Origin of the sequence: Streptomyces sp. NPDC101219, assembly GCF_044767675.1 — a bacterium.
In the GTDB taxonomy this organism is placed as follows: Bacteria; Actinomycetota; Actinomycetes; order Streptomycetales; family Streptomycetaceae; genus Streptomyces.
The window spans coordinates 121,358-140,576 of sequence record NZ_JBIWOK010000010.1; the positions used below are offsets into that span (position 1 = coordinate 121,358).

The 19,219-nt window shown below is 72.9% G+C and carries 21 protein-coding genes; 15 read left to right on the forward strand and 6 right to left on the reverse strand.

The window, feature by feature from the left end:
• Entirely contained in the window at nucleotides 1-813 is an 813-nt protein-coding gene (locus tag ACIRPP_RS21030) for a class I SAM-dependent methyltransferase (protein ID WP_403645312.1), read from the reverse strand.
• A gap of 392 nt (nucleotides 814-1,205) precedes the next feature.
• Here ACIRPP_RS21030 and rpsA point away from each other — a divergent pair, with 392 nt between their 5' ends.
• From rpsA to ACIRPP_RS21050, 4 genes are all read left to right on the forward strand, one after another.
• On the forward strand, nucleotides 1,206-2,702 hold the full coding sequence (rpsA, locus tag ACIRPP_RS21035; RefSeq protein ID WP_164334913.1) for a 30S ribosomal protein S1: 1,497 nt from the start codon (nucleotides 1,206-1,208) through the stop codon (nucleotides 2,700-2,702).
• Nucleotides 2,703-2,938: 236 nt separating this feature from the next.
• Nucleotides 2,939-3,877 carry a PAC2 family protein gene (locus ACIRPP_RS21040; protein WP_403644906.1) on the forward strand — a complete coding sequence of 313 codons (939 nt, stop codon included), beginning with the start codon at nucleotides 2,939-2,941 and terminating at the stop codon, nucleotides 3,875-3,877.
• 88 nt (nucleotides 3,878-3,965) lie between these two features.
• The gene (gene coaE / locus ACIRPP_RS21045; RefSeq protein ID WP_403644909.1) at nucleotides 3,966-4,589 is read left to right on the forward strand and encodes a dephospho-CoA kinase; all 624 of its coding nucleotides are present in this window, start codon (nucleotides 3,966-3,968) and stop codon (nucleotides 4,587-4,589) included.
• Between the two features lie 50 nt (nucleotides 4,590-4,639).
• On the forward strand, nucleotides 4,640-5,020 hold the full coding sequence (locus ACIRPP_RS21050) for a tetratricopeptide repeat protein (protein ID WP_403644912.1): 381 nt from the start codon (nucleotides 4,640-4,642) through the stop codon (nucleotides 5,018-5,020).
• Nucleotides 5,021-5,077: 57 nt separating this feature from the next.
• Here ACIRPP_RS21050 and ACIRPP_RS21055 read toward each other — a convergent pair whose 3' ends face one another.
• The gene (locus ACIRPP_RS21055) at nucleotides 5,078-5,341 is read right to left on the reverse strand and encodes a DUF6343 family protein (protein ID WP_403644915.1); all 264 of its coding nucleotides are present in this window, start codon (nucleotides 5,339-5,341) and stop codon (nucleotides 5,078-5,080) included.
• Nucleotides 5,342-5,524: 183 nt separating this feature from the next.
• Between ACIRPP_RS21055 and ACIRPP_RS21060 the strand changes: the two genes are divergently transcribed.
• Nucleotides 5,525-6,244: a class I SAM-dependent methyltransferase gene (locus ACIRPP_RS21060; RefSeq protein ID WP_403644918.1), complete on the forward strand. Its 720-nt coding sequence runs from the start codon at nucleotides 5,525-5,527 to the stop codon at nucleotides 6,242-6,244.
• A 267-nt stretch (nucleotides 6,245-6,511) separates the two neighbouring features.
• Nucleotides 6,512-7,009 (forward strand): DoxX family protein, encoded by a 498-nt coding sequence (locus ACIRPP_RS21065; RefSeq protein ID WP_403644921.1) that lies wholly within the window; start codon nucleotides 6,512-6,514, stop codon nucleotides 7,007-7,009.
• 145 nt (nucleotides 7,010-7,154) lie between these two features.
• Here ACIRPP_RS21065 and ACIRPP_RS21070 read toward each other — a convergent pair whose 3' ends face one another.
• On the reverse strand, nucleotides 7,155-7,850 hold the full coding sequence (locus ACIRPP_RS21070; RefSeq protein WP_403644924.1) for an RNA-binding S4 domain-containing protein: 696 nt from the start codon (nucleotides 7,848-7,850) through the stop codon (nucleotides 7,155-7,157).
• A 106-nt stretch (nucleotides 7,851-7,956) separates the two neighbouring features.
• On the opposite strand from ACIRPP_RS21070, the gene ACIRPP_RS21075 reads away from it, so the two are divergent.
• From ACIRPP_RS21075 to ACIRPP_RS21105, 7 genes are all read left to right on the forward strand, one after another.
• Nucleotides 7,957-8,676, forward strand: coding sequence for a helix-turn-helix domain-containing protein (locus tag ACIRPP_RS21075; RefSeq protein ID WP_403644927.1), 720 nt, complete (start codon nucleotides 7,957-7,959; stop codon nucleotides 8,674-8,676).
• Complete coding sequence (locus ACIRPP_RS21080; RefSeq protein WP_403644930.1) at nucleotides 8,673-10,136, forward strand: MFS transporter; 1,464 nt, start codon at nucleotides 8,673-8,675, stop codon at nucleotides 10,134-10,136. Before ACIRPP_RS21075 ends, ACIRPP_RS21080 begins: the two co-directional genes overlap by 4 nt.
• Before the next feature lie 188 nt (nucleotides 10,137-10,324).
• Entirely contained in the window at nucleotides 10,325-11,035 is a 711-nt protein-coding gene (locus tag ACIRPP_RS21085; protein WP_403645315.1) for a uracil-DNA glycosylase, read from the forward strand.
• Between the two features lie 37 nt (nucleotides 11,036-11,072).
• Nucleotides 11,073-12,038, forward strand: coding sequence for a prolyl aminopeptidase (pip, locus tag ACIRPP_RS21090; protein ID WP_403644932.1), 966 nt, complete (start codon nucleotides 11,073-11,075; stop codon nucleotides 12,036-12,038).
• Between the two features lie 76 nt (nucleotides 12,039-12,114).
• Nucleotides 12,115-12,879: a nucleotidyltransferase family protein gene (locus tag ACIRPP_RS21095; RefSeq protein WP_403644935.1), complete on the forward strand. Its 765-nt coding sequence runs from the start codon at nucleotides 12,115-12,117 to the stop codon at nucleotides 12,877-12,879.
• Nucleotides 12,880-12,995: 116 nt separating this feature from the next.
• Nucleotides 12,996-13,697 carry a DUF899 domain-containing protein gene (locus ACIRPP_RS21100; RefSeq protein ID WP_403644937.1) on the forward strand — a complete coding sequence of 234 codons (702 nt, stop codon included), beginning with the start codon at nucleotides 12,996-12,998 and terminating at the stop codon, nucleotides 13,695-13,697.
• Between the two features lie 156 nt (nucleotides 13,698-13,853).
• Nucleotides 13,854-14,039, forward strand: coding sequence for a hypothetical protein (locus tag ACIRPP_RS21105; protein WP_164333266.1), 186 nt, complete (start codon nucleotides 13,854-13,856; stop codon nucleotides 14,037-14,039).
• Nucleotides 14,040-14,069: 30 nt separating this feature from the next.
• Here ACIRPP_RS21105 and ACIRPP_RS21110 read toward each other — a convergent pair whose 3' ends face one another.
• From ACIRPP_RS21110 to ACIRPP_RS21120, 3 genes are all read right to left on the reverse strand, one after another.
• On the reverse strand, nucleotides 14,070-15,971 hold the full coding sequence (locus ACIRPP_RS21110) for an ABC transporter ATP-binding protein (protein WP_403645317.1): 1,902 nt from the start codon (nucleotides 15,969-15,971) through the stop codon (nucleotides 14,070-14,072).
• 620 nt (nucleotides 15,972-16,591) lie between these two features.
• Nucleotides 16,592-17,020, reverse strand: coding sequence for a hypothetical protein (locus ACIRPP_RS21115; RefSeq protein WP_403644940.1), 429 nt, complete (start codon nucleotides 17,018-17,020; stop codon nucleotides 16,592-16,594).
• On the reverse strand, nucleotides 17,017-17,700 hold the full coding sequence (locus ACIRPP_RS21120) for an ATP-binding protein (protein ID WP_403644943.1): 684 nt from the start codon (nucleotides 17,698-17,700) through the stop codon (nucleotides 17,017-17,019). The genes ACIRPP_RS21115 and ACIRPP_RS21120 overlap by 4 nt, the downstream gene beginning before the upstream one ends.
• A 229-nt stretch (nucleotides 17,701-17,929) precedes the next feature.
• On the opposite strand from ACIRPP_RS21120, the gene ACIRPP_RS21125 reads away from it, so the two are divergent.
• Together ACIRPP_RS21125 and ACIRPP_RS21130 are read left to right on the forward strand one after the other, a co-directional pair.
• A complete protein-coding gene (locus tag ACIRPP_RS21125; RefSeq protein ID WP_403644946.1) occupies nucleotides 17,930-18,790 on the forward strand; it encodes a helix-turn-helix transcriptional regulator in 861 nt (286 codons plus the stop codon).
• On the forward strand, nucleotides 18,791-19,066 hold the full coding sequence (locus ACIRPP_RS21130) for a DUF397 domain-containing protein (RefSeq protein WP_164441904.1): 276 nt from the start codon (nucleotides 18,791-18,793) through the stop codon (nucleotides 19,064-19,066).
• The last annotated feature ends 153 nt before the right edge of the window (nucleotides 19,067-19,219 follow it).

The following is a 19,219-nucleotide window of genomic DNA, read 5'->3' on the forward strand; positions in this document are numbered from 1 at the left end:
TCAGTCCCGCACGCACACGAAGATCGCCGTGCCCGGGATCAGGTGCCCGCGCAACGGCGACCAGCCGCCCCACTCGGCCGTGTTCCACGACGGCCACTCCGGCTCCACGAGGTCCACCAGGCGGAAACCGGAACCCACCACGTCACGTACCCGGTCGCCCAGCGTGCGGTGGTGCTCCACGTAGACGGCTTCGCCGCGCTCGTCCTGCTCCACGTACGGCGTGCGGTCGAAGTAGGACCCGGACACGCTCAGCCCCTCGGGGCCGGGCTCGTCGGGGAACGCCCAGCGGACCGGGTGCGTCACCGAGAAGACCAGCCGTCCGCCCGGGCGCAGCACCCGGTGCACCTCGCGCAGCACCAGCCGCGGGTCGGCGACGAAGGGCAGCGCCCCGTACGCCGAGCAGGCCAGGTCGAAGGACGCGTCCGCGAACGGCAGCGCACAGGCGTCCGCGCAGATCAGGGGGAACTCCCCGCCGATGCGCAGGGCGTGCTGCAACTGCCGGTGCGAGATGTCCAGCGCCACCGGGCGGGCGCCCTGGCCGGCCAGCCAGCGGGAGCACTGGGCCGCTCCGGCGCCCAGCTCCAGGACGTCGCGGCCCTTCAGTTCCTCGGGCGGGCCGAGCAGCTCGGCCTCCACCTCGTCCAGTCCCTCGGGTCCCCACACGAAACGGTCGTCGCCGAGAAAGGTGCCGTGCTCGACCTGGTACTCGTCGGCGTTGCGGTCCCACCAGCCCCGATTGGCTCGGGTGCTCTCGCCGACGCCGGCCTCCCGCCGGGTCGCCTCCGGTTCGGGCGCTTCGGGCTCTTGGATGATCGGCTCCCTCGTCGTACTCTTCCGTCCAGCCGGACCCCCGTCCGCCGTCGGACGGAGTCCATGGGCCCTGCCGGGCTCGGGCGCACCTGACGTGCGGCTCTTCCGCCGCGCGGGCGAATTGTGCCGGTTATGCGGCGATCCGCCCCGGGTGGGCGGCTTCGTGCATTGACCCTGCCCGGCTGCCCCCGTATGCTACAAGTTGCGCTGCGAGCCTGCGTGCCTCAGACGTAGCAGGCTGCGCTCGCGTCTGTTGTATGTCCCCTCGGTTCTCGAGGCGCCGTCATCAGTTTCTGATGGGGCGCTTCCTTGGCTGTCCGGCTTCTACAGAGCGAAACGGGCTCCGGCGTAGCAGTACCTACGACTTCAATGTCCGTACCGGAGCCCTTTCCCACATGACGAGCAGCACCGAGACCACCGCCACCACCCCGCAGGTAGCGGTCAACGACATCGGTAACGAGGAAGCATTCCTCGCAGCGATCGACGAGACGATCAAGTACTTCAACGACGGCGACATCGTCGACGGCGTCATCGTGAAGGTCGACCGGGACGAGGTCCTGCTCGACATCGGTTACAAGACCGAAGGTGTCATCCCGAGCCGAGAGCTCTCGATCAAGCACGACGTCGACCCGAACGAGGTCGTCGCCGTCGGCGACGAGATCGAGGCCCTGGTCCTCCAGAAGGAGGACAAGGAAGGCCGCCTGATCCTCTCGAAGAAGCGCGCGCAGTACGAGCGTGCCTGGGGCACCATCGAGAAGATCAAGGAAGAGGACGGCATCGTCACCGGTACCGTCATCGAGGTCGTCAAGGGTGGTCTCATCCTCGACATCGGCCTCCGCGGCTTCCTCCCGGCCTCCCTGGTCGAGATGCGCCGCGTCCGCGACCTCCAGCCCTACGTGGGCAAGGAGCTCGAGGCGAAGATCATCGAGCTGGACAAGAACCGCAACAACGTGGTCCTGTCCCGCCGTGCCTGGCTCGAGCAGACCCAGTCCGAGGTCCGCCAGACGTTCCTCACCACCCTCCAGAAGGGCCAGGTGCGTTCCGGCGTCGTCTCCTCGATCGTCAACTTCGGTGCCTTCGTGGACCTGGGTGGCGTCGACGGTCTGGTCCACGTCTCCGAGCTGTCCTGGAAGCACATCGACCACCCCTCCGAGGTCGTCGAGGTCGGCCAGGAGGTCACGGTCGAGGTCCTCGACGTCGACATGGACCGCGAGCGTGTCTCCCTGTCGCTGAAGGCGACCCAGGAAGACCCGTGGCAGCAGTTCGCCCGCACCCACCAGATCGGCCAGGTCGTGCCCGGCAAGGTCACGAAGCTGGTGCCGTTCGGTGCGTTCGTCCGCGTGGACGAGGGCATCGAGGGTCTGGTCCACATCTCCGAGCTGGCCGAGCGCCACGTGGAGATCCCGGAGCAGGTCGTCCAGGTCAACGACGAGATCTTCGTCAAGGTCATCGACATCGACCTCGAGCGTCGCCGGATCTCGCTGTCCCTGAAGCAGGCCAACGAGTCCTTCGGCGCCGACCCGTCGGCCGTCGAGTTCGACCCGACCCTGTACGGCATGGCCGCGTCCTACGACGACCAGGGCAACTACATCTACCCCGAGGGCTTCGACCCCGAGACCAACGACTGGCTCGAGGGCTACGAGAAGCAGCGCGAGGAGTGGGAGCGCCAGTACGCCGAGGCGCAGAGCCGCTTCGAGCAGCACCAGGCGCAGGTCATCAAGTCCCGCGAGGCGGACGAGAAGGCCGCTGCCGAGGGTGGCGGCGAGGCCGCTGCTCCGGCCGCGTCCGGTGGCGGTTCGTACTCCTCCGAGGGCCCGGACAACTCCGGCGCGCTGGCCTCGGACGAGGCGCTGGCCGCCCTGCGCGAGAAGCTGGCCGGCGGCCAGAGCTGATCGCGGCCGCTGAGGCAAGCCGCAGAGGTCCGACCGATCTCTGACCGAGGGCCCGCACCTTCCGGGGTGCGGGCCCTCGGCGTTCCCCGGCGCGCGGCACTCGCGCCGGGCCGTCGCAACCCGTCCCGCGGCCGGCCGCTCCACTCGCCCGCGTCACCAGGGAAGTTGCCGCGATCCGGGAATGTCAGTGCCGCCTGGCACGTTGTCCTGTACGGACACGAGGAGGAGCGGTCACTGTGCTTGATCCGCAGGGTTTGTACGCATGGGAGCCGAAGGGGCTGGCGGTCGTCGACATGGCGCTCGCCCAGGAGTCGGCCGGCCTGGTCATGCTCTACCACTTCGACGGATACATCGACGCGGGTGAGACCGGCGACCAGATCGTCGACCGGCTGCTCGGCTCGCTGCCCCACCAGGTCGTCGCCCGCTTCGACCACGACCGGCTCATCGACTACCGCGCCCGCCGCCCGCTGCTGACCTTCACCCGCGACCGCTGGACGGCGTACGACGACCCGGCCCTGGAGGTCCGTCTCGTCCAGGACGCCACCGGAGCGCCCTTCCTGCTGCTGTCCGGGCCGGAACCGGACGTCGAGTGGGAGAGGTTCGCCGCCGCCGTCGGCCAGATCGTGGAGCGGCTCGGCGTCCGCCTGGCCGTGAACTTCCACGGCATCCCCATGGGCGTCCCGCACACCCGCCCCGTCGGGCTCACCCCGCACGGCAACCGCACCGAGCTCGTCCCGGGCCACGGCAGCCCCTTCGACGAGGCCCAGGTGCCCGGCAGCGCCGAAGCACTCGTCGAGTACCGGCTGATGCAGGCCGGCCACGACGTCCTCGGGGTCGCCGCCCACGTGCCGCACTACATCGCCCGCTCCCCGTACCCGGACGCGGCGCTCACCGTCCTGGAGGCCATCACGGCCGCCACCGGGCTGGTCCTGCCCGGCATCGCCCACTCGCTGCGCACCGACGCCCAGCGCACCCAGACCGAGATCGACCGGCAGGTCCAGGAAGGCGACGAGGAGCTGACCGCCCTCATCCAGGGCCTGGAGCACCAGTACGACGCCGCCGCGGGGGCCGAGACCCGGGGCAACATGCTCGCGGAGCCGGCCGACATCCCGTCGGCGGACGAGATCGGCCGCGAGTTCGAGCGGTTCCTGGCGGAGCGGGAGGGCGAGAGCTGATCCGCTACGCTGCCACACGCCCGGTCGGCGGCCTGCCGGGGCGTGGGGTCCCCGCACCGGCGGGGCAGTCAGGGGTGGAGGTGCGGTCATGCTGTCCGTGGGTCTGACCGGCGGCATCGGCGCCGGCAAGAGCGAAGTGTCGCGGCTGCTCGTCGAGCGCGGTGCCGTACTGATCGACGCGGACCGCATCGCGCGCGAGGTCGTCGCCCCCGGGACGCCCGGGCTGGCGGCGGTCGTGGAGACCTTCGGCGAGGAGGTCCTCGCCGAGGACGGCAGCCTGGACCGGGCCCGGCTGGGCTCGATCGTCTTCGCCGACCAGGAGAAGCTGGCCGCCCTCAACTCCATCGTCCACCCCCTGGTGGGGGCCCGCTCGAAGGAGCTGTCGGAGGCCGCCCCCGACGACGCCGTCGTCGTGCACGACGTACCGCTGCTCACCGAGAACGGCCTGGCCCCCCTCTACGACCTCGTCGTCGTCGTCGACGCGAGCCCCGACACCCAGCTCGACCGGCTGGTCCGGCTGCGCGGCATGACCGAGGAGGACGCCCGCGCGCGGATGGCGGCCCAGGCCACGCGCGAGCAGCGCCGGGCCGTCGCGGACATCGTCATCGACAACGACGTACCGCTCGACGAGCTGACCCGGCGGGTCGACGAGGTCTGGGCGGAGCTGGTCCGCCGGGCGAAGGAGCCGCGCCCGCGGACCGGGCAGGAATAGCGATCACCCCGGCGGGCGTTGCACACGTTCGACGAGGGAAGGATGTCGCCGTGCCCGAGATCAGCGGTTCGACCGGACGTACGCCGGAGACGCATGTCATCGACTTCCGTGCCGCCGAGCATCTCCTCGCCTCCCGGGATCCCCGTGGCGCGGTGAAACTGCTCGACGGCGTCATCGACGTGTATCCCGAGAACACCGCGGCCCGCCTGCTGCGTGCGCGGGCCTTCTTCGCGGCCGCCCAGCTGCGCTCCGCCGAGCTGGAGTTCTCGCTCGTCCTGGAGCGCGAGCCGGACAACGCGTTCGCCCACTTCGCCCTGGCCCGCACCTACGAGCGTCAGGGACGCCCCCACCCGGCCAGGCGCCACTTCCGCCTGGCCGCCGCCCTGGACCCGAACCCGGAGTACCTCAGGGCGGCACGCTTCGACGCGTAGCGTCCGGGCGGCCCGGCCTCCGACGGGCGGCGACATCGCTCGGACGGCCCCGCCGCGTCACGGTGGATCCCTGGGCGGCAGGTAGGGCGGCACGTCACGGCCCGGCTGGTAGTGCGGGCCCTGACGGATGTGCCGGACGACGATGATCAGGTCGATCGTCATGATCAGCCACAGCAGTCCGCAGGCCAGCGCCCACCCCCGGCGGTCCGTGATCGCGAAGGCGGCGGTGCCGAACAGCGTCCACGCCACGCCCCACAGACTCAGCCAGAACCGCAGCCGCAGGGCACTGCGCGCGGTCACCGGTTCACTGCCCGTACGCATCACGACCACCGTCCAGTCCGTGACCCGAGGATTCCGGGTCGGGTTCCCTGACCGGGAGTTCCCACAGAGCCGGCTCTTCGGGAAGGTTCTTCCCCTTCACTCTCTCACTCGGGCCGGCTCACTCGGTCGAGTGAATCTGTTCGGTGCTGGAACGGGTGTGCGGCTCCGGTCCGTTGGACGGACATGGAGACGACCATGCGTGAAGGGTACGAGGGGACGGGCCCCGGGGCGATCACCCCGGACGGTTGCGCGGTCGAGCTGTATGCCCGGCTGCCCGTGGGGGACGAGCCGGAAGTCATCGCGGGTGCGGTGCCGGCGGGCGCACGCCTGCTGGAGCTGGGGTGCGGCGCGGGTCGCGTGACGCACGCGCTGGTGGAGCGCGGCTTCCCGGTCACGGCGGTGGACGAGTCCGCCGCGATGCTGGAGCGGGTGCGCGGCGCCCGCACGGTGTGCAGCCCGATAGAGCGGCTCGCCCTGGGCGAGCGCTTCGACGCGGTGCTGCTCGGGTCCTTTCTCGTGCACGCGGGCGACCCCGCCGTGCGACGCGGGCTACTGCGCACCTGCGTGCGGCACCTGGCGGAGGGGGGCTGCGTCCTGATCCAGCGCGAGGGCGAGGACTACCACAGCGACGTGCCACGCGAGCGCGTGGACCCCGCCGGCTTCACCGTGCGGATCCTCTCGGCGACACCGGTGGGCGACGGCGCCGTCTCCGTGCACGCGGAGTACGTGTTCCCCGACGCGACCTGGACTCAGACCTTCCGGTCCCGTCCGATGACACGGGAGGAGTTCGAGGACGCGCTGGGGGAGGAAGGGCTGCGCGTGGACCGGTACCTGACGGAGGACCACATGTGGGTGCGGGCGGTCCGGACGGAGGAGTCGGGAGAGGCAGGCGAGCAGGGGTAGTTGGGGGAGCCGGGGGCGTGCGGCACATGGCGGAGGAGGGTTGCGTCCTGATCCAGCGCGAGGGCGAGGGGTACCACAGCGACGTGCCGCGCGAGCGCGTGGACCCCGCCGGAGCGCGGGGAACCCGGGGGAGTCGGCGACGGGGAGGGGGGTGATCGGACACAGCGGAGGCAAGTGGCGCGCCGTAGGGGCGATGAGTTCCGGGACCCGGACCGGTCCTACTCCCGACAGCGACGCCACCACCGACCGCGTTCCCAGGAGACCCTCATGTCCGACACCACCGCTTCCTCCGCCGCCACCGCTTCCTCCGCCGGTGTTGCCACCGCCGCAGACCCTGTCGCCGGCCGGGCCGTGCCCGGGCGGGTACGGCTGGGCCGTATCACGCTGCGCGTGGTGCAGGTGCTGCTCGCGGTCTTCTTCGCGTTCGCCAGCGCGCTGCCCAAGCTGATCGCGCACGCCTCGGCCGTCGAGTCCTTCGACGAGATGGGCTGGGGAAGCGCGGGGATGTACGCCATCGGGGCACTGGAACTCGCGGGCGCGATCGGGCTGTTGATCCCGGTGCTGCAGTCGGCGGCGGCGATCGGGCTGAGCGCGATGATGGTGGGTGCGTTCGTGGTGCAGGTCGCCGTCTTCGACGGCGAATACGCGGCGACGCCGCTCATCGTGATGGTGCCGCTCGTCCTGATCGCCTGGTTCCGGCGCGCCCACAACGCCGACCTGGTCGGACTCCTGCGCGGCAAGGGGCGCGGGGAAGGTAGCGCCTAGATGTGTTGTCCGGGCAGTCGACTGCCGGTGGCTGGCAGCCGGCGGCGGCGCAGCCGGGAGCCGGGAACCGGGATAGGGGGCGGGGCCCAGGGCCCCGCCCTCGCATGACCGACCGAACCCGGGGAGCTGAGGGAGCCGGAAGGCGTCAGCGATGGGCGCTGCCCGGCCTGCCCCCGCGAGACCGGCGGTCACCGCCGCCGCGCCTGCCGCCTCGCTCGCGAGGGCGGCCGGCCGGCTCGACGGGATCACCGAACCCGTCGGGATGGCCCGGTTCAGCGGCTCCTCCCGCAGCCCCCGGGACGGGCGGCCCGCCGAGGCCGCCGAGTCCGCGCAGACGCTCCAGCTCGCGCCGGTCGCGCTTCGTCGGTCGGCCCGCGCCGCGATCACGGATCCCGGCGGGGGCGACGGCGTCGCGGGGCGGGGGCGGCGGGGAGTTGTCGATGTAGCACTGCACGGCCACCGGGGCGCCGACGCGCTTGCGGATCAGCCGCTTGACGACGACGACCCGTTCCCGTCCCTCGTGCCGCAGCCGCACCTCGTCTCCGACGCGGACCGCGTGCGAGGGCTTGACCCGCTCACCGTTCACCCGCACATGCCCGCCGCGGCAGGCGGTGGCGCCGAGAGAACGCGTCTTGACCAGGCGTACGGACCAGATCCAACTGTCGACCCGGACGCTCCCGCCCTCCGGCGGCCCGGCCGCCTCGGCGGCCGCCACGGCAGCGGCGACCCTGGGATCCCGAGCCTCGGCCGGCTCCGGACATAGCCCCTCGCCCCGGGCCGCCGACGCGTCACCGGTTCCGTCTCCCCGCGTCCGGTCGTCTTCCGCACCCTCAGAAGCCATGCGTCCGACCCTATCTCTCCCCGCCCCCGCACCGCCCTCCCCCTTTCCCAAACTAATTTTGCAAAAAGTCTTTTGCTGAGTGCCCTGACCGTTCTACGCTCGCCGCATGGTCAGTGACGAGCAGAGACGTGTCCTCGATCCCGAGCGCGACACCGCCGCGTTGAAGGCCCTCACGCACCCGCTGCGGATCCGGCTGCTGGGGCTGCTGCGGCAGGACGGCCCGGCCACCGCCAGCGAGCTGGCCGACCGGACGGGGGAGTCGTCGGCGTCGACCAGTTACCACCTGCGGGTGCTGGCGAAGTACGCCTTCATCGCCGAGGCGGAACACCGCGACGGGCGGGAGCGGCGCTGGAAGGCGCTGCACACCGTCACGTCGTGGAGCAACGAGGCGATGGAGTCCTCCGCCGCCGGCCGCGCCTACGTCGGTCTGGCACGCCGGCGCCAGATCGACCACCTCGACGCGTCCCTCACCCGGCACGAGGCGGACCTCGCCGAAGGACGGCTGGACCGGGAGTGGGTCGAGCCCTCCGGGATCAACGACTACCTGCTCCGGCTGACCCCCGAGTCGCTCGGCGAGCTGTGGGAGGTCATCGCCCGCACGCTGGACGAGCTGACCGCCCGCGACGAGCACGACCCCCGCGCCCGGCGGGTGGCCTTCGTCGCGGCCGGGCTTCCGCTCGCAGCACCGCTCCCCACCGACGACCACGCCCACGACGAGGGCGACGACTCCGGCCACGACGAGGGCGACGACCACGTCCACGACGACCCCGACGGCGCCGACCGCCCCGAGCCCGGTGCGTCGCGCGACCCGGGGGGCACGCCGTGAGCCGGGCGCCCAAGCGCGGCGGGGACGGTGTGCCGAAGCCGACGGCAGCACCCGGGACCGGGTCCGGCGCCGGGACCGAGGCCGCGCTGCGGGTGGCCCGCCGCCGGTACGTCACCGTCTGCGCGCTGTTCTGGCTGCCCCCGGGACTGGCCATGGCACCGCTGGTGCTGCTGTTCACCGAACGCGGTATGGCGCTCACCGCCGTCGCGGGGTTCTTCGCCGCGCACTCCCTCACCGTCGCGGCGCTGGAACTGCCCACCGGTGGCCTCTCCGACACGCTCGGCCGCCGCCCGGTGCTCGCCGTGGCGGGCGCGCTCAACGCGATCGCGCTGGTGATCCACGGACTCGCGGGAACCGCATGGGTCCTGGTCCTGGGCATGGTGCTGATGGGCGCGGCCCGGGCCCTGGCCAGCGGGCCGGCGGAGGCGTGGTACGTGGACAGCGTGCAGGCGGCCGCCGGCCCCGACGCCGACCTGCGCACCGGTCTGGCGCGCGGCAGCTCCGCCACCGCGGCCGCCCTCGCCGTCGGGATCGTGCTCGGCGGTGCCGTGCCCTGGCTGCTCGACCGGACCGCCGGCCTCGGAGCGCTGCTGACGAAGTCGACCTCGGGCCTGGTGCTGCCGCTGTCCGTGCCGGTCCTGATGGGTGCCGCGGTCGAGATCGTCTTCCTCTGCTACGTCCTGAGTGCCCTGCGCGAGCCGCCCCGGCCGCCGGTCACCTCGCGCTCGGTGCTGCGCGGTGTGCCGGGTGCCGTGCTGAGCGGTGTGCGGCTGGGCGGGCGCGACGCGACGGTGCGCCGGGTCCTGCTGACCGCGGCCGCCGCGGGAAGTGCCGTCGCCGCCCTCGAACTGCTCATGCCGGGCCGGGCGGTGACGCTGACCGGGGCGCCCGAGTCGGGGGCGCTGCTGTTCGCCGCGCTCGCCTGCGGCGGGTTCGTGTGCTCCGGAGTCGGCAGTCACCTGGCTCCGTTCCTGGCGCGGCTGACCGGCAGCGGCGAGCGCGCGGTGCTGGCCGGACTCGGCACGGGCACGGCCGGTCTGCTGCTGCTCGGCGTGACGGCGACCGGGACACAGCGGGATCCGGTCTCCTTCGCCCTGGTCGCCGCCGGTTTCGGCCTGGTGTATCTGGGGCTCGGCGCGGCGGGCCCGAACGAGAACGAACTGCTGCACCGGCAGGTCCCCGGCGACGCCCGGGCCACCGCCCTGTCCGTGCAGTCGCTCGCCCAGCAGTCGGTCGGAGCCGTCACCGGTGTGGTGGTCGGCGCACTGGATCCGGGCCCGTGGCCCTGGCTGCTGACCGCGGCCGTGCTGCTCACCGGCGCGCTGCTGTGGACGCGTCGCGGCGACCGGCCCTCGACTGCCGGAGGGCCCGACCGGCCCGCCGGGCCGCCGGAGGCGCCGCAGAGCCAGGAGCGACGGGAGACGTCGGCCGCGACCACGGCCCCTACCGTGGAGACATGACCCCCACTGGCCGCCCCGGACCGTCAGATCCTCCCGGACCGTCAGATCCTCCGGGACCCTCAGGTCCTCCCGGACCGTCAGATCCTCCGGGACCCTCAGGTCCGCCGCGCCTGTCAGGTCCTCCTGGCCCGCCCGGCCCGCCCGGCCCGCCCGGCCCTCCCGCACCCTCCGACCCCGACCGTCCCGAACTGTCCGGCCTCCCCGTCCTCGACCGGCGCATTGCCGACTGCCGTGCCTGCCCCCGGCTGGTCGCCTGGCGGGAGGAGGTGGCCCGTACCAAGCGGGCCGCCTTCGCCGACTGGACGTACTGGGGCCGGCCGGTGCCGGGCTTCGGGCCCCCGGACGCCCGCCTGCTGATCGTCGGGCTCGCGCCCGCCGCGCACGGCGGCAACCGCACCGGGCGGATGTTCACCGGTGACCGATCCGGAGATGTGCTGTACCAGGCGCTGTACGACGTGGGCCTCGCCTCCCAGCCGACCTCCGAGCACGCGGAGGACGGCCTGGAACTCCACGGTGTGCGGATCACCTCCCCCGTCCACTGCGCCCCCCCGGCCAACAAGCCCACGCCGGGGGAGCGGGACACCTGCCGCCCCTGGCTGGTCCGGGAACTGCGGCTGCTGCGGCCCACCCTCCGGGCCGCGGTCGTCCTCGGCGCCTTCGGCTGGCAGGCGGCGCTGCCCGCGTTCACCGAAGCGGGCTGGACCGTCCCCCGTCCTCGCCCGGCCTTCGGCCACGGCGTCCGCGTCACCCTGCCCGCCCCGGACGGCGCCGGCCTCGACGTCTTCGGCTGCTTCCACGTCAGCCAGCGCAACACCTTCACGGGCCGGCTCACTCCCGGCATGCTCCGCGAGGTCCTGCGCACGGCGGCCGGGGCGGCGGGGCTGCCCACCCGTAAATGAGCTGAAGGCGCCCGGCACCGCCCGCTACGGTGCCGCGATGAGCCTGTACCCGGAGATCGAACCGTACGACCACGGCATGCTCGACGCCGGCGACGGCAACCTCCTCCACTGGGAGATCTGCGGCAACCCGCGGGGCAAGCCGGCTCTGGTCCTGCACGGCGGCCCGGGCAGCGGTACCGGCCCACGGGCCCGGCGCTACTTCGACCCCGCCCGCTACCGCATCGTCCTGCTGGACCAGCGCGGCGCCGGACGGTCGACACCCCCGGCGAGCGACCCCGCCACCGACATGAGCGTCAACACCACCGCCCACCTGATGGCCGACCTGGAACTCCTGCGCGCGCACCTGGGGATCGAGCGGTGGCTGGTGTGGGGCGCGTCCTGGGGATCGGTGCTCGGACTGCGTTACGCCCAGACCCGTCCCGGGGTCGTGTCGGAACTCGTGCTGACCGCGGTCGCCACCGGCTCCCCCGCCGAAGTGGACCTGCTGACGCGCGGCCTGGGCCGGTTCTTCCCGGACGCCTTCGAGCGGTTCCTCGCCCCACTGCCCGCCGACGCACGGGACGGCAACCTGGCGGCCGCCTACCACAGGCTGCTGGAGTCGCCCGACCCGCAGGTGCGGCAACGCGCGGCGCGTGCCTGGACGGACTGGGAGACGGCGACGATCCCCGCGCCGCCCCGTTCGGTCGCGCGGTTCGAGGACCCGGAGTTCCGCATGGGCTTCGCCCGCACCGTCACCCACTACTGGGGCAACGACCACTTCCTGGGCGAGGCCCCCGGCGAAGGGGTCGTCCTGCGGGACGCGCATCTCCTCAAGGGCATCCCCGGCACGCTGGTCCAGGGCAGCCTCGACTTCGGCAACCTCCTCGGCATCGTGTGGCGGCTCCACCACGCCTGGCCGGACAGCGACCTGGTCGTCGTGGACGAGGCCGGTCACGACGCGGGACCGGCCGGGGACGCGGCCCTGGTCGCAGCGACGGACGCGTACGCCCGCCGGCACCACTGACCACCGGTACCGCTGAGCACTGGCCCCGGCGCCCCTCTCCACGCCCAGGACCGCCGACCGTAAGGAGACATCCCGCATGCCACCCTTTGCCCTTCGCGACCGGGAGTTCCTGGACCGGACCGCCGACCGGCTCGCCGCCCTCCCCGGTGTCCACGCCGTCGCACTGGGCGGTTCGCGCGCCCAGGGCACTCAACGGCCCGACAGTGACTGGGACATGGCGGTCTATTACCGGGGCGCCTTCGACCCGGACGACCTGAGAGCCGTCGGCTGGGAGGGCGAGGTCTCCGAGATCGGCGGGTGGGGCGGCGGCGTCTTCAACGGCGGTGCCTGGCTGACCGTCGAGGGCCGCCGGGTCGACGTCCACTACCGCGACCTCGACGTCGTCGACCACGAACTGGCGGAGGCGCGGGAGGGCCGCTTCCGCGTCGAGCCGCTGATGTTCCACCTGGCCGGCATCCCGACGTACCTGCTCGTCGCGGAACTCGCCCTCAACGTCACGCTCCGGGGCGCACTGCCCCGCCCCGCCGGCTACCCGGCGGCGCTGCGCCGCACCGCGCCCGGGCGCTGGCGCGCGACGGCCACCGCCACCCTCGCCCACGCCGCCGCGAACCACGCGCCCCACGGCCGCCTGACCGAGGTCGCCGGGGCCGTCGCCACCGCGGCCCTGCACACCGGGCACGCCGTGCTGGCCGGGCGCGGGGAGTGGGTGACCAACGAGAAGCAGCTGCTCACCCGTGCGGGACTGCGGGACGTGGACACCATCATCGCGGGGATGCGGCCCTGCCCGGAGTCCCTGACCGCCGCCGTCGCCGCGGCCGGGGAACTCTTCGCCGCACCCTGACACCGGCCCGCACCGCCACGCGCGCCGGGAGCCGGAAAAATCTCCCGGCCCCAGCGATGAGTTCCGGTGACCCCGGCGGTCACTTCCTGCAACGGGACCGTTGCACAGGAGGAACCATGTCGCTTCCGGAGATCGTCTCGCGTGCCGAGTGGCGCGCGGTGCGGGAGGAACTGCTCGTTAAGGAGAAGGCCCTCACCCGCGCCCGGGACGGGCTCAACGCCGATCGGCGCCGGCTGCCCATGGTCGAGATCGACACGGGGTACGTATTCGAGGGCGGTGACGGGAAGGCCGGGCTGCTCGACCTCTTCGAGGGCCGGCGGCAGCTCATCGTGTACCACTTCATGTTCGCGCCGGAGTGGGACGCCGGGTGCCGCAGCTGCTCCGCGTTCCTCGACCAGATCGGCCACACCGCCCACCTGAAGGCCCGCGGCACCACCTTCGCCGCCGTCTCCCGGGCGCCCTACACGCGGATCCTGCCGTTCAAGGCCCGGATGGGCTGGACCGTGCCGTGGTACTCCGCCCTGCCCGGTCTCTTCGGCAACGACTTCGGCCGGGACTTCGAGGTGACCCGCGAGCACGACGGCGAACTCGTCGACCGGCCGGGCCTGAGCTGCTTCCTGCGGGACGGCGACCGGGTCTTTCACACCTACTCGACGTACGAGCGCGGACTCGACGGGCTGGGCTCGACCACCAGCCTGCTGGACCTCACCGCCCTCGGCCGACAGGAGGCGTGGGAGGCGCCGGCGGGGCGCGCGTCGTCGTACGGGGCGCCTGCGGGAAGTGAGGCGATCCGCTATCACGACGAGTACGACGATTGATACGGAAGGTGACCGGATACTCCGAAAAGCTGAGACCGGGCTCACACGTGGCGGTGAACGAGTGTCAACTACGTCTCAGTACCGTCACTGAACGAGGCATCCGCCCCATGGTTGGCGTTTAACTCTACGAGTACAGCGCGACATGGAGGTGGCAGGGTGAACGGGCGAACAGTGCTCGAACGCTTTCCCGCAGGTGGGCCGCGGGGGTCATGGCCCGCGGAGGAGTTCGCGCAGGAACGGCGCCGGGAAGGCCTGCCCGCCGAGGTTGTCATGGACCTCGCCACCGACATGTTTCTCGTGATCGTCCGCAGCGGCGGCGGGAGCGGTGATGCCGCGGCGTGAGCCCGCACCCCCGGCTCCCTCCGTGACCCGTCAGCTGCCCGCGTCCGGACCGGCCCGCCGGGGCCCCGGCACCGGCGCGGTGTGCGGGGTGGGTGTGCTCGCGAACTGTTCCGCCTGCAGCGCGTACAGCTGCGCGTAGAGTCCCCCCTCGGCCAGCAGCTCGTCCGGCGGGCCGGACTCCACCAGCCGGCCCCGGTCCAGGACGTGCACCAGGTCGGCGTGGCGCACGGACGCGAGCCGGTGGGTGATCAGCACGACCGTCTGGCCCCGGCCCGCCAGGGCGCGGATCCGGTCGAAGACCTCCAGTTCGGCGCGGGCGTCCAGGGCGGCCGTCGGCTCGTCCACGATCAGGATGCTGCCGCGCCGGTACGCCGCCCGCGCGATCCCGAGCCGCTGCCACTGCCCGCCGGACAGTTCGTGTCCGCCGCTGAACTGGCGGGCCAGCAGGGTGTCGAGTCCGCGCGGCAGGTTCTCCACCACCTGTCCCGCCCCGGCCTCCGCGACCGCCGTGGACAGCCGTTCCTCGGTCATCGCCGCCGACGGGGAGCCGATGGCGATGTTGACGCGGGCGGTGAACGGCCAGCGCTTGAAATCCTGCGCCAGCATCGCGACCCGCTCGGCCAGCAGGTGCCGGTCCACGGCGGACGCGTCCACGTCGTCCCACATGATCCGTCCGCGTTCCGGCGTGTACAGCCCGGCGAGCAGCTTGACCAGGGTCGTCTTGCCGGAGCCGTTCTCCCCGACCAGCGCGACGATCCGCCCCAGCGGCAGGGTGAGCGAGAGGTCCTCCAGAGCGGGGCGCGCGCCGTCGCCCGGGTAGCGGAAGGTGACGTTCTCGAAGCGGACCTCGCGTGGATCGTCCGGCAGGGGGAGCCCGCCGACCGGGATGGCGCGCGCGGCGGCCTCGACGTAGAGCCGTTGCAGGTCGCCGACGAACAGGGCCTCCTCGTGCAGTTGGTTCACCTCCAGAACCAGCGTGTCCAGGCTGGCGGAGCCGGTCCGGATCGCGATCACCGCGGTGCCCGCGACCGACAGGGCCATCGCCCCCGCCAGCAGCAGCCCGCCGAGCGTGGCGTACGTCGCCACCGTCGCCACCCCGGTCCAGCCCGCCGCGAACAGCCCCGTGCGGGCCGCCAGCCGGGCCAGCCTGGCCTGCTCCGCCTCGGCCGTCTCCGACATGGTGCGGAAGTGGCGCAGCAGGAACGGTCCCACCCCGTGCACCCGGATCTCGGGGGCGGACTCCGGTTCGGTCAGCAGCGAGCTGATCAGATGACCGGCCCGGGCGTGCTGCACCCAGGTGTGGAAGGAGGCGTAGCGGCGGCGCGCGTTCGTCAGCGCGCTCCAGGCGCTCGGCACCGTCATCGTCACCAGCAGCGGGAGCAGCGCGGGATGCAGCACGGTGAGCACACCGGCCGCCGCGACCAGCGAGATCGCCGCGTTGATCACCCGAGCCCCGTACATGATCATCCGCCTGGCGGAACTCGCGCCGTACTGCGCGGTGTCCAGCAGCTTGTGGAAGGCGTGGTCCTCGATCGCCGACAGCTCCACCGCCGCCGCGCGCTGCAGGTACAGCTCGGTCGCCACCCGCTCGACCTTCGGTTCCAGCCGCCCGGTGGCATAGGTGCTCGCCGCCCGCAGCAACGCCGCGACCAGCATGACGGCGGCCACCGTGACCAGCGCGGGAGCGGCGCCGCGCAGCCGCTCCTCCATGGCCCCGTCGCCCAGCAGCCGGCCCAGCGCGCTGTTGACCGCGAGCAGACTCACCGCCTGGGCCAGCCCCCGGGCCACCTCGGCGGCCAGCACCGTGTGCGCGGCGCGCCGGTCCGCCTGCACGGCCAGCCGGAAGCTGGACGCCAGCAGCGCGGGCAGCCGGGTGATCATCGCCCGGAAGGACAGCTGGAGGAAGGCGCCGCGATGCTGGTTCCAGCCCATGTCGTAGCGCAGGGGGCCGCCGAAGAGCAGTTGCTCCGACTCGGACAGGGGCGCGGAGTCCGGGTCGGGCGGCGCGCCGCGGCCCCCCGCCCCCCGCCTCTTCCGTTTCCGGCCTCCCGCACTCGGTTCTCGCGTCGTTCCCATCGGTGACCTCCCCCGACGACCCGTCCCGGACAGACGGTCACTATCGCGGCGCGGGAACCGGACGGGCAGGGCGTGGACCAGGGCGGACGAGGCGCGCGGGCGCACGTCGCCACGCGTGGGGCGGCACGAGCGTCCTGAGGCGGTCCGGGCGCACAGGGGCCGGCCCGCGCGCCGTGTCGGCGTCACGGGCGCGGCGGACGTACGCCGGGCGGGGCGGGGCCCGGAGGCGGGACTGGCGTACGCCGGGGCGGGGCCCGGAGGCGGGACGGGCGGAGGCCGGGCCGGGGCCCGGAGGCGGGACGGGCGGAGGCCGGGACGGGGCCCGGAGGCGGGACGGGCGGACGCCGGGCTGGGCCAGGTGCGCGGGGGAGGGGATGGGCGGACGCCGTCAGGCGCCTGGGCGGCGGGACGCGGGTGCCTGTCGTGCCCGTCGGGCGCTGATGCGGCGGGGTCCGGGCAAGTGTGCTTCGGGGCCGTCAGGCGCTGATGCGGCGGGACCAGGTGGGTGTCGTGCCCGTCAGGCGGCACACCGCCAGGTAGAGGGGTATCGGCGGGGTGTAAGGGAACGTGCCGTCGGGGCGGTGGATCAGCCCGGGCAGGTCAGGTACGCCGGACAGGAGCGCGCCGGTGGCGTAGCGGGCGGGGGCCGGCCACTCCAGCGCGTAGTCCGAATCGGACGGGACCAGCCACCACCAGTGCGTCTCATCGGCGTAGACGCACCCCACCCGGGGCAGCCGGGGCATCACCATCGGGCCGAGACGGGCGGGCACCGCCACCGCGTCGCAGCCCATCGGGGCCGTCATCCCGTCCGGGACGGGCAGCCGCCGAGGGGTGCCGGAAGCCGCCTGCAGCGTGCGCCGCAGGCGGACCAGCGAGTCGAGACTCAGGACCGGTGCGCCCCTCACGCCCCCTCGCCTCCCCGGTACCGCCGGCGGTGCGGTACGCCGAGGGCCTCGGGCGCGGGCTGTGCGCGGCCGTCCGTACGGGAGGTGTCGCCCTCGTCGTCGCCGTCGTCCGGCCCGTCGGCCGGTGCCGGCTTCGGGCGGGCGCCCCAGCCCAGGTCGCCGCGAGGCTCACCGGGCTCGCGCGGGGTGCCCGCGTTGCGGGGGAGGTCGGCCCAGACGAGCAGTCCGAGTCCGTGCTCGTGGGCTCCCCAGGCATGACTGAGGGCGTCGACGAGGAGCAGTCCCCTCCCGTGCTCCTCCTCCGGCCGCTGCCGGGTGTTCGCGCGGGGCGTGCCCGGCGCGCAGCCCTCGTCCCGCACCGCGATGCGCAGCAGGTCGTCACCGTCGTGCAGCTCGCAGACGATGTGGCTGCTGGCGGTGTGCACGATGGCGTTGGTGACCAGTTCGGAGACGACCAGGGCCGCGGTGTCGCAGGTGTCCTCGCACACCGACCAGCCGTCCAGCCGGGCCCTCGTCAGGCGTCTCGCCTGCGCGGGGGAACCCGGATGTGCGGCCAACTCGAAGCGGAACCGGCGCTCGGCAGCGACCCCCGAGGGGGTGGCTTCCGGCGCGGCACCGAGAGCGACGGGGCCCGCGGCGGCGTCTGCTCCTAAGGGCACGGACGGAATCACGCTTGCCACTATCGCCCCGCCGTGAACACTTGGCAAGTGTCACTCTGAAAATTGCAGAGTGCTGTGTGACGGTCTGGACGGCCGTGGCACACTGCTCGCAACAGCACCTCGCGCGGCGCCAGTTGGGATCGTCGACGGCTCGATTCATTCGAATGAGTATTCGGATGAAGAGTTCGATCGAACGTATCTTCGAATGGCGCCGCCGGGCTGTCAGGAACCCTTTTCGTGGAGGTGGAGCGTGAGCGAACCGCGGTCCGCGCCGACGGTCGGGCAGGTCGTCCTCGGCCGGCGCCTACTGGATCTGCGGGAGCGCGCCGGGCTCAAGCGCGAAGAAGCGGCCCGTATCCTCCGCGTCGCCCCGGCCACCGTCCGCCGCATGGAGATGGCCGAGGTCGCGCTCAAGATCCCCTACCTCCAGCTCCTGCTGAAGGCGTACGGCGTCTCCGACGAGGAGGCCGACGCGTTCGTGAACCTGGCCGAGGACGCCAACCGCCCCGGCTGGTGGCAGCGCTTCCACGACATCCTGCCCGGCTGGTTCTCGATGTACGTCAGCCTGGAGGGGGCCGCCTCCCTCATCCGCGGCTACGAACCCCACTTCGTCCCCGGACTGCTCCAGACCGAGGACTACGCCCGCGGCGTCCTGCGCTCGGGCGCGATCGGACAGACCCGGCCCGAGGACATCGAACGCCACGTCGCCCTGCGCATGCAGCGGCAGGACCTCCTCACCCGCGAGGACGCACCGCGGCTGTGGTTCGTCATGGACGAGACCGCCCTGCTCCGCCCCGTGGGCGGCCCGGAGGTGATGCGGGCCCAGATCGACCGCCTTCTCGAAGCGGCGCGGCTGCCCAACGTGACCCTCCAGGTCGCCCCGTTCGCGAGCGGGCCGCACCCCGGCACGTACGGCCCGTTCGTGCTCTTCCGGTTCGCCGTGCCCGAACTTCCGGACATGGTCTACAGCGAGTACCTGACCGGCGCCGTCTACCTGGACGCCCGCAGCGAGGTGGCGACCCACCTCGAGGTCATGGACCGCATGGCGGCCCAGGCCGCCGGCGCCCAACGCACGAAGGAGATCCTCCGGGATCTCCGCAAGGAGCTCTGAATGAATCTCGTCAAAACCCTTCCCCAGCCACGGATTCCCGGCCGGCGCATCTACAACGGCATGCCCGCGCGGGAACTCGGCAGCGAGGGCTGGCACAAGCCGTGGAGCGGAGGCAACGGGGGCAACTGCCTGGAGGCGATGAAGCTGGACGACGGCCGCATCGCCGTCCGCCAGTCCACCGACCCGGACGGACCGGCCCTCATCTACACCTCCGCCGAAATGACGGCCTTCATCGAGGGCGCCAAGGCCGGAGAGGCGGACTTCCTGCTGTCCTGAGGCCGATGCCCGCTGACCGTTGCCGATCCCGAACCTGCCTTTCCCCGCTGTCCGTTGTTTGCCCCGTCCCCTTTCCCCCTGTACGAGCTGCCTTTCCCGGCCGGCCTCCCGCCGGTACCGACCACCGACTGAGTTGACTGAGCTGACTGAATT

Bases quoted from the DNA above. Each gene is read 5' to 3' on its own strand.
- rpsA (WP_164334913.1), top strand. From the start codon at position 1,206: ATGACGAGCAGCACCGAGACCACCGCCACCACCCCGCAGGTAGCGGTC.
- coaE (WP_403644909.1), top strand. From the start codon at position 3,966: ATGCTGTCCGTGGGTCTGACCGGCGGCATCGGCGCCGGCAAGAGCGAA.
- ACIRPP_RS21055 (WP_403644915.1), bottom strand. From the start codon at position 5,341: ATGCGTACGGGCAGTGAACCGGTGACCGCGCGCAGTGCCCTGCGGCTG.
- ACIRPP_RS21060 (WP_403644918.1), top strand. From the start codon at position 5,525: ATGGAGACGACCATGCGTGAAGGGTACGAGGGGACGGGCCCCGGGGCG.
- ACIRPP_RS21065 (WP_403644921.1), top strand. From the start codon at position 6,512: ATGTCCGACACCACCGCTTCCTCCGCCGCCACCGCTTCCTCCGCCGGT.
- ACIRPP_RS21070 (WP_403644924.1), bottom strand. From the start codon at position 7,850: ATGGCTTCTGAGGGTGCGGAAGACGACCGGACGCGGGGAGACGGAACC.
- ACIRPP_RS21075 (WP_403644927.1), top strand. From the start codon at position 7,957: ATGGTCAGTGACGAGCAGAGACGTGTCCTCGATCCCGAGCGCGACACC.
- pip (WP_403644932.1), top strand. From the start codon at position 11,073: ATGAGCCTGTACCCGGAGATCGAACCGTACGACCACGGCATGCTCGAC.
- ACIRPP_RS21095 (WP_403644935.1), top strand. From the start codon at position 12,115: ATGCCACCCTTTGCCCTTCGCGACCGGGAGTTCCTGGACCGGACCGCC.
- ACIRPP_RS21100 (WP_403644937.1), top strand. From the start codon at position 12,996: ATGTCGCTTCCGGAGATCGTCTCGCGTGCCGAGTGGCGCGCGGTGCGG.
- ACIRPP_RS21110 (WP_403645317.1), bottom strand. From the start codon at position 15,971: ATGGGCTGGAACCAGCATCGCGGCGCCTTCCTCCAGCTGTCCTTCCGG.
- ACIRPP_RS21130 (WP_164441904.1), top strand. From the start codon at position 18,791: ATGAATCTCGTCAAAACCCTTCCCCAGCCACGGATTCCCGGCCGGCGC.